The organism is Pseudomonas sp. V88_4 (assembly GCF_029967985.1).
Lineage (GTDB): Bacteria > Pseudomonadota > Gammaproteobacteria > Pseudomonadales > Pseudomonadaceae > Aquipseudomonas > Aquipseudomonas glycinae.
The window spans coordinates 58,836-73,901 of sequence record NZ_JASCAF010000044.1; the positions used below are offsets into that span (position 1 = coordinate 58,836).

At 59.9% G+C, this 15,066-nt stretch carries 14 protein-coding genes; 11 read left to right on the forward strand and 3 right to left on the reverse strand.

Annotation, left to right across the window (positions count from 1 at the left end; all coding sequences use genetic code 11):
• Positions 1–238: 238 nt before the first annotated feature.
• A complete protein-coding gene (yihA, locus tag QLG12_RS21475; protein ID WP_011331778.1) occupies positions 239–883 on the reverse strand; it encodes a ribosome biogenesis GTP-binding protein YihA/YsxC in 645 nt (214 codons plus the stop codon).
• 191 nt (positions 884–1,074) lie between these two features.
• Between yihA and QLG12_RS21480 the strand changes: the two genes are divergently transcribed.
• From QLG12_RS21480 to QLG12_RS21510, 7 genes are all read left to right on the forward strand, one after another.
• A complete protein-coding gene (locus QLG12_RS21480; RefSeq protein WP_085696557.1) occupies positions 1,075–1,380 on the forward strand; it encodes a c-type cytochrome in 306 nt (101 codons plus the stop codon).
• Positions 1,381–1,412: 32 nt separating this feature from the next.
• Positions 1,413–2,024 (forward strand): c-type cytochrome, encoded by a 612-nt coding sequence (locus QLG12_RS21485; RefSeq protein WP_197869002.1) that lies wholly within the window; start codon positions 1,413–1,415, stop codon positions 2,022–2,024.
• A 200-nt stretch (positions 2,025–2,224) separates the two neighbouring features.
• Positions 2,225–2,866, forward strand: a complete 642-nt coding sequence (locus tag QLG12_RS21490; RefSeq protein ID WP_039764866.1) for a thiol:disulfide interchange protein DsbA/DsbL — start codon at positions 2,225–2,227, stop codon at positions 2,864–2,866.
• A 14-nt stretch (positions 2,867–2,880) separates the two neighbouring features.
• Positions 2,881–3,759 (forward strand): endonuclease/exonuclease/phosphatase family protein, encoded by an 879-nt coding sequence (locus QLG12_RS21495; RefSeq protein WP_282475198.1) that lies wholly within the window; start codon positions 2,881–2,883, stop codon positions 3,757–3,759.
• Entirely contained in the window at positions 3,756–5,846 is a 2,091-nt protein-coding gene (locus QLG12_RS21500; RefSeq protein WP_197869000.1) for a diguanylate cyclase, read from the forward strand. The genes QLG12_RS21495 and QLG12_RS21500 overlap by 4 nt, the downstream gene beginning before the upstream one ends.
• Positions 5,847–5,947: 101 nt before the next feature.
• On the forward strand, positions 5,948–6,727 hold the full coding sequence (locus tag QLG12_RS21505; RefSeq protein WP_197868999.1) for an N-acetylmuramoyl-L-alanine amidase: 780 nt from the start codon (positions 5,948–5,950) through the stop codon (positions 6,725–6,727).
• Between the two features lie 72 nt (positions 6,728–6,799).
• Positions 6,800–8,416: an EAL domain-containing protein gene (locus QLG12_RS21510; RefSeq protein WP_197868998.1), complete on the forward strand. Its 1,617-nt coding sequence runs from the start codon at positions 6,800–6,802 to the stop codon at positions 8,414–8,416.
• On the opposite strand, the gene QLG12_RS21515 is transcribed toward QLG12_RS21510, so the two are convergent.
• Both QLG12_RS21515 and algB read right to left on the reverse strand, forming a co-directional pair.
• Positions 8,413–10,203 (reverse strand): KinB sensor domain-containing domain, encoded by a 1,791-nt coding sequence (locus QLG12_RS21515; RefSeq protein WP_197868997.1) that lies wholly within the window; start codon positions 10,201–10,203, stop codon positions 8,413–8,415. The two genes, QLG12_RS21510 and QLG12_RS21515, sit on opposite strands and share 4 nt — an antisense overlap.
• Before the next feature lie 10 nt (positions 10,204–10,213).
• Complete coding sequence (gene algB / locus QLG12_RS21520) at positions 10,214–11,560, reverse strand: sigma-54-dependent response regulator transcription factor AlgB (RefSeq protein ID WP_007954049.1); 1,347 nt, start codon at positions 11,558–11,560, stop codon at positions 10,214–10,216.
• A gap of 427 nt (positions 11,561–11,987) precedes the next feature.
• On the opposite strand from algB, the gene QLG12_RS21525 reads away from it, so the two are divergent.
• From QLG12_RS21525 to gltP, 4 genes are all read left to right on the forward strand, one after another.
• Positions 11,988–12,272 carry a hypothetical protein gene (locus tag QLG12_RS21525; protein ID WP_282475199.1) on the forward strand — a complete coding sequence of 95 codons (285 nt, stop codon included), beginning with the start codon at positions 11,988–11,990 and terminating at the stop codon, positions 12,270–12,272.
• A 67-nt stretch (positions 12,273–12,339) separates the two neighbouring features.
• Positions 12,340–12,504: a DUF1328 domain-containing protein gene (locus tag QLG12_RS21530; protein WP_003177151.1), complete on the forward strand. Its 165-nt coding sequence runs from the start codon at positions 12,340–12,342 to the stop codon at positions 12,502–12,504.
• A 2-nt stretch (positions 12,505–12,506) separates the two neighbouring features.
• On the forward strand, positions 12,507–12,971 hold the full coding sequence (locus tag QLG12_RS21535; protein WP_197868996.1) for an inhibitor of vertebrate lysozyme family protein: 465 nt from the start codon (positions 12,507–12,509) through the stop codon (positions 12,969–12,971).
• A 697-nt stretch (positions 12,972–13,668) separates the two neighbouring features.
• A complete protein-coding gene (gene gltP, locus QLG12_RS21540; RefSeq protein WP_197868995.1) occupies positions 13,669–15,000 on the forward strand; it encodes a glutamate/aspartate:proton symporter GltP in 1,332 nt (443 codons plus the stop codon).
• Positions 15,001–15,066: the final 66 nt, after the last annotated feature.

Sequence of the window (15,066 nt, forward strand, 5' to 3'; positions counted from 1 at the left end):
GCATCGAGGGGGCTTAGGTCGGATCGTTCTTGAGCTTATTCCAAAGTTTTTTGAAAAGAATCTGAACTAATCTTGCGCCAGGGTACTCAGAGATACTGAATGGCTGGTGAAGCCCTTCGATGCTCCTATGTTGTGTTAAGTGTTGGCAGATATCTGAACCCCGCCCTAGCGGTTCGGAACTTAAACCCCGGAACTTCTCCCTCCCCATATGAAGTCCGGGGCTTTTTTTGCCTGCGATTTACTCAGCAGGCAATTCAGCGCCTTTATCCGCCAACTCCATCCAGCCCGCCAACACAGTGTAGGCCTCTTCCAGGCCCATGCGTTTCGGGGCGGAGAACAGCTGGATCGTTACCTGATCGCCCCAACCCTTACGGATTTCCGACTGCACCTTGAGCAGCGTGTTCTTGGCTGCGCCGTAGGTCAGTTTGTCGGCCTTGGTCAGCAGGATGTGCATCGGCATGCCGGCGGCAACGGCCCAGTCGAGCATCAACAGGTCGAAGTCGGTCATTGGATGACGGATGTCCATCATCAGAATCAAACCCTTCAAACTCTCGCGGCCACCGAGGTAAGCCTCGAGGTGACGCTGCCAGTGCTGCTTGAGCGGGATCGGTACTTTTGCATAACCGTAGCCCGGGAGGTCGACCAGACGCCGTTCATCGTCTAGCTTGAAGAAGTTCAACAGCTGTGTGCGCCCCGGGGTTTTCGAGGTGCGCGCCAGGCTGGCGTGAGTCAGAGTGTTCAGCGCACTGGATTTACCGGCGTTGGATCGACCGGCGAACGCCACTTCGAAGCCTTCGTCGTCGGGGCACTGATCGACTTTGGCGGCACTGAGCATGAACGTGGACTGTTGGCACAGGCCGAGGATGGGATTCTTGAGTTGCATGGGATTTCCGATGTGGGCGGCGCCGGGATTAGGCGCGGAACGCGGTGTCGCTTCCGTTTCAGTGACGCCAGTATATAATGCCGCAGATTTTGTGTGTGCTTTGTCCCGGCGAAGGATGAAGTTCACGAGAGCGACAGACCTTGATTGCGCATTAGAACGCAGAACGCTCTCAACCCTGAAAAGGTCGTTTTATGACGAAATGGCTGCTGGCTGCCGGAGTCTTGATGCCGCTTTACAGCGCACAGGCTACACAGGATCCGGAAGCCGTGTACAACCGTGTTTGTGGAGCCTGTCATTCCGGCCAACTACCCATGGCGCCCAAAAGAGGCGATCAGGAAGCTTGGACGCCGAGGTTGGCGAAAGGTATGGAGACGCTGGTGCAACACGTGACCCAGGGTTTCAAGGCGATGCCGCCGCGTGGTTTGTGCATGGACTGCAGTGCCGAGGATTACCAGGCCATCATCCTTTGGATGAGCGAGAGTAAGCCCGGTCCATAACTCTTAACCCTTAGCCGTAGTTGGATTAGCTGATGAACAAACTGATCGTGAGTCTGCTGTTGACCGTGGGAATCTCAGGCTTCGCCCATGCTGCCGGTGATGCAGCCGCAGGCCAGGCAAAAGCCGCCGTATGCGGCGCCTGCCATGGCCCGGATGGCAACAGCATGGCGCCAAACTTTCCAAAGCTGGCCGGACAGGGTGAACGCTACCTGACCAAGCAATTGCACGACATCAAGTCGGGCAAGCGCACCGTTCTGGAAATGACCGGCCTGCTGACCAACCTGAGCGATCAGGACCTGGCCGACATCGCCGCCTACTTCGCCAGCCAGAAAGGCAGCGTCGGCGCCGCCGATCCTAAGATCGTCGCGCGTGGTGAAGCCCTGTTCCGTGGCGGCAACCTGGACAAAGGCCTGCCAGCCTGTACCGGCTGCCACTCGCCGAACGGTGCCGGCAACGCCGCCGCAGGCTTCCCGCACCTGGGTGGCCAACACGCTCAATACATCGCCAAACAACTGACCGATTTCCGCAAGGAAGAAGCCGGCCGCAACAACGACGGCGACTCCATGCCAATGCGCACCATCGCACGCAAACTGAGCGACGAAGACATCGCCGCGGTCGCCAGCTACATCCAGGGCCTGCACTAACCGCCCTGAATCGAGCGTTAACGGTGATGGACATCTCCTGCAACGTTAACACTCGATTAATCCGTCGCAGCAAGTATAAAAAGGGTGGCTTTGGCCGCCCTTTTTTGTGGCCGCTGCCGTTACACTACAGAACTCATGCCCGCCAGGATCTGTCTGAAAACAGGTCGCGCGAGGCGACCAAAATTGTCCAGGAGTAAAGCATGCGTAATCTGATCATCAGCGCCGCCCTCGTCGCTGCCAGCCTGTTCGGCGTCACCGCCCAGGCCGCCGAAGCCCCTGCTGCCCCTTACGTCGAGCTGAGCAACCCGGTACCGGTCGCCGTGCCTGGCAAGATCGAAGTGGTCGAGCTGTTCTGGTATGGCTGCCCGCACTGCTACGCGTTCGAGCCGGTGATCAATCCGTGGGTTGAAAAACTGCCGTCCGACGTCAACTTCGTGCGCATTCCTGCGATGTTCGGTGGCCCGTGGGACGCTCACGGCCAGATGTTCCTGACTCTGGAAGCCATGGGCGTCGAGCACAATGTGCACGCTGCCGTATTCAACGCGATCCAGAAAGAACACAAGAAGCTGACCGACAAGAACGACATGGCCGACTTCCTCGCCACTCAAGGCGTGGACAAGGACAAGTTCCTGGCCACCTTCGACTCGTTCGCCATCAAGGGTCAGATCGTGAAAGCCCGCGAGCTGGCCAAGAAGTATGAAATTTCCGGCGTTCCAACCATGATCGTCAACGGCAAGTATCGTTTTGACATCGGCTCTGCCGGCGGTGCAGAACAGGCGTTGAAACTGGCCGACCAACTGGTGGCCAAAGAGCGAGCGGCCAACAAGGCAGCCGCCAACTAAGCGCGGCAATCGCCATGCGCCGCTGGGGAGCCGAACGCGTCGTTGGCCTGCATGAACCGCAGGTCAACGAGCATCACCTGGAATCGACGGGCCTGCCCGCAGACAGCCGTCTGCGCCTGCTCAGTTTCAATATTCAGGTCGGCATCAGCACCGAGCGCTATCGGCACTACCTGACCCGCAGCTGGCAGCATCTGCTGCCGCACCCCGGGGGTTCGAGCAATCTGCAAAAGATCGGCAATCTGCTTGGCGACTTCGATCTGGTCGCCCTGCAGGAAGCCGATGGCGGCAGCCTGCGTTCAGGCTACGTCAATCAGGTCGAACACCTGGCCCAGCTCGGCGCCTTCCCCTACTGGTATCAACAACTCAATCGCAATCTTGGCCGACTGGCCCAGCACAGCAATGGCGTGCTCAGTCGCCTGCGGCCGTGGGCGATCGAAGACCACCCTTTACCGGGTCCGAAGGGGCGCGGGGCGATTCTGGTGCGCTTCGGCGAAGGCCCGGAAGCACTGGTGGTGGTCATGATGCACCTGGCGCTCGGCGCCCGAGTGCGCAGCATGCAACTGGCCTATATCCGCGAGCTGATCGGCGGCTACAAGCATCAGGTGCTGATGGGCGACATGAACACCCACGCCAGCGATCTGCTGCAACACTCGCCATTACGCGACCTCGGCCTGCTGGCCCCACAACTCGAAGCGACATTCCCCAGCTGGCGCCCCCAACGCTGCCTGGACCATATTCTGCTCAGCCCGACCCTGACCCTGGAAAAGGTCGAAGTGCTGGCACAACCGATTTCCGATCACCTGCCGGTCGCGGTAGAGATTCGTCTGCCGGGTTCGCTCACGGCCGATGCATTGCCCGCGTTGAGCACTGCCCTTCGCGGAACCCCTGAATGAGCGACGAAGCCCAGCGCTGGAAAGAGAAATACCTCAAAAGCATCGAACAACAGGAAAAACTCGAACGTCGATGGGACGCCCGGCTCGACCTGCTGCGTCGCGGGCTGGTGCGCAGCACCCTGGCAGCGGAAGGCACCGACCGGGTCGTCGATCAATGCATGAAAGAGATGCGCGACGTGGTGCGCACCGATGACATGGACGCCGGCCTCGCCGCCCTGCTCCCTCGCCTGGAAAAAGCCGTGCTCGATTCCGAGCAACGCCGGGAAACCCGGATCGAACAGGTCAGCACCGCACTGACTGCGCTGGTTACTCAATTGCAATCCCTGCCGCTGCCCCGAGAAGTGGCCCAGCCGCTGAAGAAGTTCGCCAAGCAGCTGGACGGCCGGGTGAGTCAGGCAAGGGAAATGCCGCTGCTGCTCAGCGAACTCAGCGGCCTGCAGGGCAAGGCCTTGAGTCAGCTGGCGACGCCGGCGGAACCGGGGCGTCCCGGGTTGTTGCAGCGCCTGTTCGGCAGCCGCGACAGCGAGGAAACATCTGCTCAAGTGGCCCAGCCCCCTGCGATGACCCCGTCAGTGCAGCCAGAGCAACCACCCGTCACACATGAAGCTGCGCCAACGCCGCAAGCGCCTGTTACAAGCGCTGAACAGGTCGCCACTGCGCCCGTCAGCCCAGCGCCGATCGCCGCCCCCGTGGCCGAACCATCCAAAGCTCCAGAGCCAATCCCAGAAGACTTTGCAGAGCCGGAGGTAGTGGCCTTCGAGCCCGCCAGAATCCTCACCGAATCCCCCGCCGCCTTCAGCGAACCAGAACCCGCCGAGCCAGAACCGGAGCCGCAGGCCTTCTCGCCTCCTCCGGTTTTCGCGCCGGCAGTGCCCACGGCCATCAACCCCGACGAGTTGATCCACCCCGGCGATACCCCACCGCCCGTGATCCTCGACAGCCTGCCCCTGCCCGAACCCATCGCCCAGGCATTGGCCGCCATCGATCCGGAACAATCCGAGCATGACATTCTCTATGCCCTGCCGGACTCGCCAGAGCCGTCCTACAGCTCGGTCGCCCGACACATTGAAGACACGCTGATCGGGTTGCTGGATGACCTGACCCTGCCGGAGCGCCACCGCCCGCAAGCCGAGGCGATGCGCGACCGGCTGAAAAATGGCCTTAACTGGTACGAACTGCTACCGATACTCGACGATCTTGCGACATTGATGCTGGCCATCACAGACAGCGGCCAGCACGAGTTCGAAGCCTATCTGCAGCAACTCAATGAACGCCTTGAAGCATTCCAGAGCAACTTGCAGGCGGCCAGCGAAGGACACGCCGACAACAGCTCCGCCGCGAGAGCAATGGACACGCAGATCCGCGAACAGGTCGACGGCTTGCAGACCAGCGTCCAGGAGGCGGCGGATCTGGATGATCTCAAGCAAGTGCTGGAAAACCACCTCGAAGGCCTGCTCGGCACCATGGATCAGCACCAGAAGCAGCGCGACGCTCGGGAACAGGAAGTCGCCGGACGCCTGAAAAGCCTGGCCGAGCGTGTCGCGCACATGGAACAGGAAGCGCTGGGCTATCGCGAACACCTTGAAGAACAACGCCAGAAAGCCTTGATCGATCCGCTTACCGGCCTGCCCAACCGCGCCGCCTGGACCGAACGACTCGAACATGAAATCGCCCAGTGGCAGCAACACGGCAATACTCTGAGCCTGGCCATGCTCGACCTCGATCACTTCAAACGGATCAACGATAACTACGGGCACCTGGCCGGCGACAAGGTGTTGAAGATCATCGCCACGGTCCTGCGCAAGCGTATGCGTGGCAACGATTTCATCGCCCGTTTCGGCGGTGAAGAGTTTGTCCTTCTGCTTCCCGCCACCTCCCCGGCGGTCGGCGCCAAACTTCTGGAAACCCTGCGCGCCGCCATCGAGGCCTGCCCGTTTCATTTCAAGGGCGAACGCGTCACGATCACCGTTTCCATGGGTCTGGCGACGTTCCGGGCCGGAGAACACAGCGATTTGGTGCTTAAAAGAGCCGATCAGGCGCTTTATCGGGCGAAAAACGCAGGACGAAACCGGGTGGAGCTGGGCTGAGGCAATTGTTCCATATTGTTTAAAACAGCCCTTTAAGCGTCGAAGCGCAAGGCGATACGTTACACTGTTGCATTATCGTCTTGCGTGTACTGCCCTCTGCCATGAAATTTTTTACCCTGCTCGCGTCGCTGCTCTTACTGGCCGGTTGTGCCAGCGGCCCGCGTTTCGACACCAGCCATCCTTCGATCAATCACGACAGTCGCGTGCAGTTTGTGATCGTGCACTACACCTCCGCCTCGCTTGAACGCTCACTGCAGTTGCTGACCCATGGCGAAGTCAGCAGCCATTACCTGATCGGCGACGACAAGAACGCCACCATCTATAAGCTGATGGACGAAAACCTGCGGGCCTGGCATGCCGGCGAAAGCGAATGGCAAGGCCGGACCTGGCTCAACTCCAGCTCCATCGGTATCGAGATCGTCAATCCGGGCTTCAAGGACACTCCGACCGGTCGCCTCTGGTACCCCTACAGCGAAGCTCAGGTACAGTCGTTAATCGTCCTGCTCAAGGACATCAGCAAACGCCAGGGCATCAGCCCGCGCCACATCATCGGCCACAGCGACATCGCCCCGCTGCGCAAGCTCGACCCGGGACCGCTGTTCCCGTGGAAACGCCTGGCAGCCGAAGGACTGGGGCTGTGGCCCGACGAGCAAGCGGTGGTACGCCAGCAGGCGCAGTTCGACGCCGAACTGCCGAGCATCACCTGGTTTCAGAGCCAACTGGCGCGCCTGGGCTACTCGACGCCGCAGACCGGCGAGCTGGATGTGGCAACCCGCCATGTGCTCGCAGCGTTCCAGATGCACTACCGCCCTGCGCGCTTTGACGGCACGCCGGATGCGCAAACGGCAGCGTTGCTGCTGGTGTTGAATCAGACAAAATAATGACGCCCGCCCGACGGTCAGGGCGAATTCACAATCAGCAGCTATAACTCATTGGTAATTCTTCGGATATCCATGATGGTTGCTACCCGAGAGACGCTGCGTAGCTGGTTTTATCGCCCCTGGTTTCTGGCGATGATCGCGGCTGTCCTCAGTGCGAGCCTGCTGATCACCGGTGGGCTGTTCGTGGCCATGCGCCAGGTCGAACAAAGCGAAAGCCAGGAAATGAACGCTCAGGGCGAGCGGTTCCTGGCGCGCCTTGAGCAACTGTTCGGCCAACTGCGCGAAAGCCTCGACGACCTCGAAGCCCAGCCCCTGCGCAGCTGCGACGACGAAATGATCGCAACGTTGCAGCAAGTGACGTTCAACTATCGCTTCGTCTACGAAGCCGCTTACATGGACGCCACGCGGATCTGCTCCAACCGTCCACGCCAGGAAGGCCTGTCGGTCATTCGCCCGCCGGACATCAAAGGCCCGACCTACAGCTACTGGCTGAACACCACCACCGAACCCGATGAAAACCGCGCAGCGTTGATGCTCGGGCGCGGCAACTTTCGCGTGGCCACTTCACGCGGGCATCTGACCGACATGGTTGATCTGTCGCCCGGCAGCAGTCTGCTGGTGGTGCTTGATCATGGAACCCGAGCGATTCCGGTACTTGGCGTGCCACAGGCCTGGCCACCCACCGAGCCCTGGCCGCCGAAAACCCCGAATGCGCTGCAAGTTACCCAGTCGCACCTGATCTATCGCATGCCCACCGACAACCCGGAATACCAACTGGTGCTCATCAGCCCGCGCACGGGCATGCACATTCCGGAGCTCTGGTGGTGGATGGTGCCGTTCTGCCTGGTGCTTGGGGCGTTTGTCGGAGTTCTGGTGTTCTGGATCGTCCGCCAGCGCCAATCGCTGGATGCCGAGCTGCACGGCGCAATCCGCCGGGGCGAGTTGCAGGTGCTTTATCAACCGATCTTCGATCTCGACAGTCGCAACTGCGTCGGCGCCGAAGCCTTGCTGCGCTGGCGTCGGCCGGACGGCACGCTGACCAGCCCCGACCTGTTCATCCCGATGGCCGAGAACACCGGGCAGATTCGCCAGATGACCGACTTCGTCCTGCAACGCTTGCTCGAGCAGCTCGGCCAGTTGCTGCGTGCCAATCCGCAGCTCTACATCTCGGTGAACCTGGCTGCCTGCGACGTGATGGTGCCGCGCATCGGCCAGGTCATGGCGCGGCTGTTGAGCCTGCACCGGGTTGCCGCGCGGCAAATTGCTTTCGAGGTGACTGAACGCGGCCTGATCGATGTGGTAGTGGCCCGGGAGAATCTGCAGGCGCTGCGTGATGTCGGACACCAGGTGCTGATCGACGATTTCGGCACCGGTTATTGCAGCCTGGCGTACCTGCAAACCTTGCCGGTGGACTGCCTGAAGATCGACAAGGCATTCATCGACGCACTCGGCCATGACGCCGCCAGCAGCGGTGTCGCGCCGCACATCATTCACATGGCTCAGGCGCTGGATCTCAAGGTGATTGCCGAAGGGATCGAATTCGAGTCACAAGCGGCGCTACTGAGCAGCGAAGGGGTGAAGTTCGGTCAAGGCTGGCTGTTCGCTCATGCCCTGAGCGCCGTGCAATTCATCGAACTGATCACCCGTGGACGGCGGCTCGCCGGACGCCGGCTCGACGACGAGGCCTAGACCGCCAGCGCCATGTAGAACTGCGTACCCTGCCCCGGCCGCGAGTAAACGCCCATCCGCCCACCGTGCAGCTGGACGATCTCCTTGCACAGCGCCAGGCCGAGCCCGGCCCCGCCCTTTTTCCTGCCGACCTGGACGAAGGGTTCGAAAATCCGCCCTTGCTGACCGTAGGCAATCCCTTCGCCGTTGTCTTCGACGCTGATGATCACCCGTTCGCCGTGCCGCCGGGCCTGCAAACGGATCAGCCCGCCGCGCGCGGTGTGGCGCAGGGCGTTGTCGATCAGGTTGTCGAGGACACGATCGAGCTGCGCCTGATCCGCCTGCAAGCGTGGCAGCGGGCCCTGCGCTTCGACATTCAGGGCAACGCCCTTCTGCGCTGCTGAATCGGCGAAACGCAAACGCGCCCGCTCCAGCAGTTCCTCGATGGAGCAAGGCGCCAACGTGAGTTTTTGCAAACCACTCTGATAGCGCGAGAAGTTCAGCAGATCGTTGATCAGCTGCATCAGGCGCTGCATTTCCTCATTAACCGTGTCGAGCAGGTCGGACTCCCGAGACTCCTCAGGAAACTTGGCCCGCTCGCGGAACAGTCCGAACGCCATGTGCATGCCCGTGACCGGTGTACGCAGTTCGTGAGACGCACGCAGGACAAACTCGCTGCGTACCCGTTCGAAGGCGCGTTGCTCGGTGACGTCATGCAAGACCATCACAGCACCGAGGATATGTCCCTGGGTATGACTGACGGGCGTCAGGCTGTAGGTCAGCAGGCGCGATTCGCCATCAACCTCGATGCTCAAATCTTCCGGTGCCCGTTCAAGGGTGCCGCCGCGCAGTACCAATTGCAGTTGTGCATCCAGCTCGGGTCGCTGAAGCGCGGTGCCGAGGCCCTCGCCGAAACGATCGCTGTCCCAGCCCAGTTGCCGCTGGGCCACCGGGTTCAAGTGTTCCAGTCGACCCTGACGGTCGATCATCAACAAGCCGTCATCGATGCTGTCGAGTACCGCTTGCAGACGCTGCTGGCCGGCAAGCAATTCGTCGACGTTGGTCGCCTGATGTTCGCGCAGGGCTTCGGCCATGAGCCCGAAGCGCCGGGTCAGGAGGTTGATCTCCATCGCCGAGGACACCGGCAGGGTCACCTCGAAATTGCCTTGGCCGATATTGTCCGCCGCTTTGGCCAGCGCTTCGATCGGCGCACCAAAACGCCGGGCAATGCCCTGGGCGGTAACGAAGCCAATGATCAGCACTGCCAGCCCCACCAGTCCCAACAGGCCGGCGATCAGCAACGCGCGGTCGCGAGCGGCGTGCTGGACCGAATTGATGTTGTTCAGCGCGTGTTTGTGTTCGGTGATCAACCCGTTGCGCAGGGTGTTGAACCGTTCACGCAAATCACCCGCACCACTCAGGGCGGCGGCCGGGTCTCGAGTGATGTCGAACGCCTCGAGAAAGCTCAGGTAATCGGCTTTGGCCTGACTGAAACCATACTGACGGTCATCGTCTTTCTGTTCCTGAGCGATGCCTTCATCGAGCAACTGGAAGTAATGCTGCTTGGACGCTTCGAACGCCACGGGATCGGGCTTTTCGGCGAGCATCATGATCAGTTGATCGCCGAGTGTCTGGCGCAGCTTGAGCCCCAGATCCAGGGTGACAAAGTTGTTGCGGATCAGCGCCTCCTGAGTGCCGGCCATCTGCATCACACTGACCAGCCCGAGCATCAGCCCGAGCAAGGCCACGGTGATCAGCGCGGAAATGCTCAGGAACAAGCGAGTCCGCAACTTCATCGCCAGTTTCATCGGCGGATGCTCACAGGTTGTACTGCTTGCGCTTGCGATACAGGGTCGAGGCGTCGATCCCCAGAGTCTTGGCAGCCTGATCGAGGGTCCCGGCGGTCGCCAGTACTGCGCCGATGTGGGCCTTCTCCAGTTCGTCGAGACTCAGCGCGGCGCCGACCCGTGGCGCGTTGTTGGCCGGTTGCTCGGCCATGCCGAGGTGGCTGATTTCCACGCGCTCCTGCGGGCAAATGATGCTCGCCCGCTCGACCACGTTGCGCAGCTCACGGATGTTGCCGGGCCAACGGTAGCCCAGCAGTGCTTCGCGAGCCTCGTCGCTGAAGCCCCGGGCCGGACGCGCATACTCCTTCACGAAACGGGCGAGGAAACGGTCGGCCAGGGTCAGGATGTCTTCGGCCCGCTCACGCAGCGGCGGCAGATGCAGGGTGATGACGTTCAGGCGATAGAGCAGGTCTTCGCGGAAACGTCCGTCGCGCACCATGTCCTCAAGGTTGAGGTTGGTGGCGGCAAGGATGCGCACATCGGCGCGGCGGGTGACCGGATCCCCTACCCGCTCATATTCCTTGTCCTGAATGAAACGCAGCAACTTGGGTTGCAATGTCAGGGGAAAATCGCCGATTTCGTCAAGAAACAGCGTACCTCCATCGGCTTGATTGACGCGACCCAGGGTGCTTTCGCTGGCCCCGGTGAATGCGCCACGACTGTGACCGAACAGTTCGCTTTCCATCAGTTCGGCCGTCAGCGACGGGCAATTGATGGTGACGCAGGATTTCTTCTCGCGCTTGCTCCAGCCGTGAATGGCTCGGGCCAGTTCACCTTTACCGGTGCCGGACTCGCCGAGGATCAGGATGTTGGCGTCGGTGCCCGCCACTTGCCGCGCTGTTTCCAGTACGACTTTCATCGCCGGGCTGTGGGAATCGAGGCCGTCCTTGGGTTTGCGGATCTCGCCTTCGAGGGCTTCCAGACGCGCCGACAGCTGGCGCACTTCAAGCTGCTTGGCGGTCGCCAGGCGCAATTGATCCGGGCTGCACGGTTTGACCAGATAATCGGCAGCGCCGGCCTGAATCGCGTCTACCGCGGTATCGACGGCCGAATGGGCGGTAACGATGACCACCCGCATCCACGGCGCCTGAATGCGCATCTGCGCCAATACATCCAGGCCGTTGTCTTCACCCAGGCGCAAATCAAGGAAGCACAGGTCGAACACCTGGCGTTGCAGCAGCGCGTCAGCCTGAGCCGCGCTGTTGGCGGTGGCGACGGTATAACCTTCGTCTTCGAGGCAATAACGAAAGGTTCGCAGGATGGCGGATTCATCGTCCACCAGCAGAATGCGGCCTTGGTGCTCAGTGGCTGATTCCATTTTTCCTACGCTCCATAAGTGAATGTCTTGGGTTAGTCCCGGAAAAATCGGGCAAGTTGCATGGTTGATTCTGATCGATTCCAGTCATAGCAGGGTAGCTCTCTCCTGCCATAACGGCTAATCCACTGATTTCATTGGTTTTTTAAACATCGCACAGTTTCAGGTCGGTTTCCTGCCTACTTTTCTGACATCCGTACCCTGTCCTCAATTCAAAAATAATGATTTCTCCTACGAAATAATCGTGCATTACGCACGACCCTGCGCGGGCCATCGTGCAGGATGCGTCGTCATGAATTTCCATACCGTTTGTAACTTGCTGATTTTATTGGTTTTTTTCAAACAAAAAAGCTGGCACGCAGGCTGCAATACCTCTTTCAGCCCGGGCAGATATGCACTGCCCCAATCGAACAAGAGTGAGGAACCCAGGATGACTCGCCCACGTGCCGCCCAAATGCGTATCTCGCCACTGCACTTGCAGCAGGCCCTGTTTGGCGCACTTGCGCTGCTGATCACTTTGATCGCCTGCCAGCAATACCTGCGCTGGGAGCACAGTCAGCAACCTGAGCCTTTGATCTCGACGCAACACGCGACGCAGACGCACTTCAGCGCCGTCAGCAGCAGCCAGGCCGACAACGGCGCGATGCGCATGATGGACGTCGACCAGCCACAGCCACTGGGCGACATGCCCCGTGAAGAACGCTGGGTTTTCTGATCAACGAATCTGGGCGCCGCTGCGCCGAGACCGGCAACATCCCTAAATAGAAGCAAGGAGAATCACCATGTTGAGCTGGGCAATCACATTCCTGATCATTGCCATCATCGCCGCAGTACTGGGCTTCGGTGGTATCGCGGGCACCGCCACGGGTATCGCCAAGATTCTCTTTGTCGTGTTCCTGGTGATGTTCATCGCTTCCTTCTTCTTTGGCCGTCGCGGTCGAGGTTGAACATGAAGGGTTTAAAGACATTGGCAGCCGCCCTGCTTCTGGGCGGTAGTGCCTTGGCGATGGCGGCCAATGACGGCCAGACGCGGGTCAACGAACTGTTGAGTTCAGACCCGCAATACAGGGAAACCTGGGAAGGCGTGGTGAAGAAGGAAGAACGCCTGCCGGAATGGGTGATGAACCTGTCCGGCACGCCTGACCAGCAGATGAATGCCGTGACCGAGGATGGCGACAAGTATCTGGTCGGCCCGCTCTGCGAATCCGCAGACAAGTGCATGAACCATCGCTTGATCGTCGCGTTCAGTTTCGACAAGAAAGATGCTTACGCCATGCTTGTGGATGTGCCTGAAGGGCTGCCGGCAGACAAGTCGCCCACGCGACATGCCACTTACCGCTTCCTCGGCAAACCCGATCAGGGCATGCAGGATCTTCTGATGGAAACGCTGAAGAAAGATCCGAACTGGTATTGAACACGAGGGCAGCCGAAAGGCTGTCCTCCATTGTGTCGGCCCGAGGAAGGCCGGTGCATGACCAGGGGGCCGGGATGTTCTGACTGTTGCAGGGTCGGAGTGACCTACGGGTACAGGGAGTGCCTGCGATGAGGGCCGGGTCAGGGTAAAAGCTGCGACGCAAGTTCGCCAACCGAAGCGGTTTGACGGACTTGCGCTGAGCTTTCAACGTGACAAAACGTTGATCCAGAGCGTTCTGCTCTTCATTTTTATCGCCCACACTGCGTGCGAAAGCATTTCGCGGTGTTTCCTGGCGACCGTATATCGAGAAAGAGTCGATCCACCAAGTCGGACATTTAGTTTCCGAACGTAGGCTTTTTCCTAAATTTTTCGTCGAAATCACTCGTTCAAAAAACAACCAACCTAGGCTGTAATGGCCGGTTCACGGCACTTATGCCTGCCGAAATGTCGTATTCGAACCGGTTGGGACGCCAGTTTCATTTAAAAAAGCTCATGCCGATTCGGCATAGGGTAGGCGTTTACGGCATTAGACGGCGCAACCTTGCATCGGAATAGTTGCGCCTTTTTTCGCCTGCCGGAGAGCCGTAAACACGCGCTTCGGGGCACCTTATACGGAGGCAGATGCACAGACTTTTCCGCTGATGAGCGTTCCAGTTCCTGCATGTGCCTGAGTCAAACGCAAGTAAGGGTAAAGATAATGAAGAAGGCAAAGCTTAGCCTCGCCTGGCAGATCCTCATCGGTCTGGTATTGGGAATTGCAATCGGTGCGTTGCTCAACCACTTCAGTGCCGAAAAGGCCTGGTGGATCAGCAATGTCCTGCAACCGGCAGGCGATATCTTTATCCGTCTGATCAAGATGATCGTGATCCCGATCGTTATCTCTTCCCTGATCGTCGGCATTGCCGGCGTGGGCGACGCCAAGAAGCTCGGGCGCATCGGCCTGAAGACCATCATCTACTTCGAAATCGTCACCACCATCGCCATCGTTGTCGGCCTGCTGCTGGCCAACCTGTTCCACCCGGGTGCCGGCATCGACATGAGCACCCTGGGCACTGTGGACATCTCCAAGTACCAGGCGACCGCCGCCGAAGTGCAGCATGAACACGCGTTCATCGAGACCATCCTCAACCTGATCCCGTCGAACATCTTCGCGGCCATGGCACGCGGCGAAATGCTGCCGATCATCTTCTTCTCCGTACTGTTCGGTCTCGGTCTGTCGAGCCTGCAGTCGGACCTGCGCGAGCCGCTGGTGAAGATGTTCCAGGGCGTCTCGGAAAGCATGTTCAAAGTCACCCACATGATCATGAACTACGCCCCGATCGGCGTATTCGCCCTGATCGCGGTGACCGTGGCCAACTTCGGTTTCGCCTCGCTGCTGCCGCTGGCCAAACTGGTGATCCTGGTTTACGTCGCCATCGCCTTCTTCGCCTTCGTGATTCTGGGCCTGATCGCCAAGATGTTCGGCTTCTCGGTGATCAAGCTGATGCGTATCTTCAAGGATGAGCTGGTGCTGGCTTACTCCACCGCGTCTTCGGAAACCGTGCTGCCACGTGTGATCGAGAAGATGGAAGCCTACGGCGCACCGAAAGCCATCTGCAGCTTCGTAGTACCGACCGGCTACTCGTTCAACCTCGACGGCTCGACCCTGTACCAGTCCATCGCGGCGATCTTCATTGCTCAGCTGTATGGCATCGACCTGTCGATCAGCCAGCAACTGCTGTTGGTCCTGACCCTGATGGTCACCTCCAAAGGCATCGCCGGCGTACCGGGCGTGTCCTTCGTGGTACTGCTGGCTACTCTGGGCAGCGTCGGTATTCCGCTTGAAGGCCTGGCCTTCATCGCCGGTGTCGACCGCATCATGGACATGGCACGTACCGCCCTGAACGTGATCGGCAACGCCCTCGCCGTACTGGTCATCGCCCGTTGGGAAGGCATGTACGACGACGCCAAGGGCCAGCGCTACTGGAACTCGCTGCCGCACTGGCGCAGCAAGGAAAAACTGCCGGCCGGCGAGATTTCCAAGAACTGATCGCCGCCTCTGTGCAGCCCTGACAAACCCCGGAGAAATCCGGGGTTTGTCGTTTCTGGCAGCCCC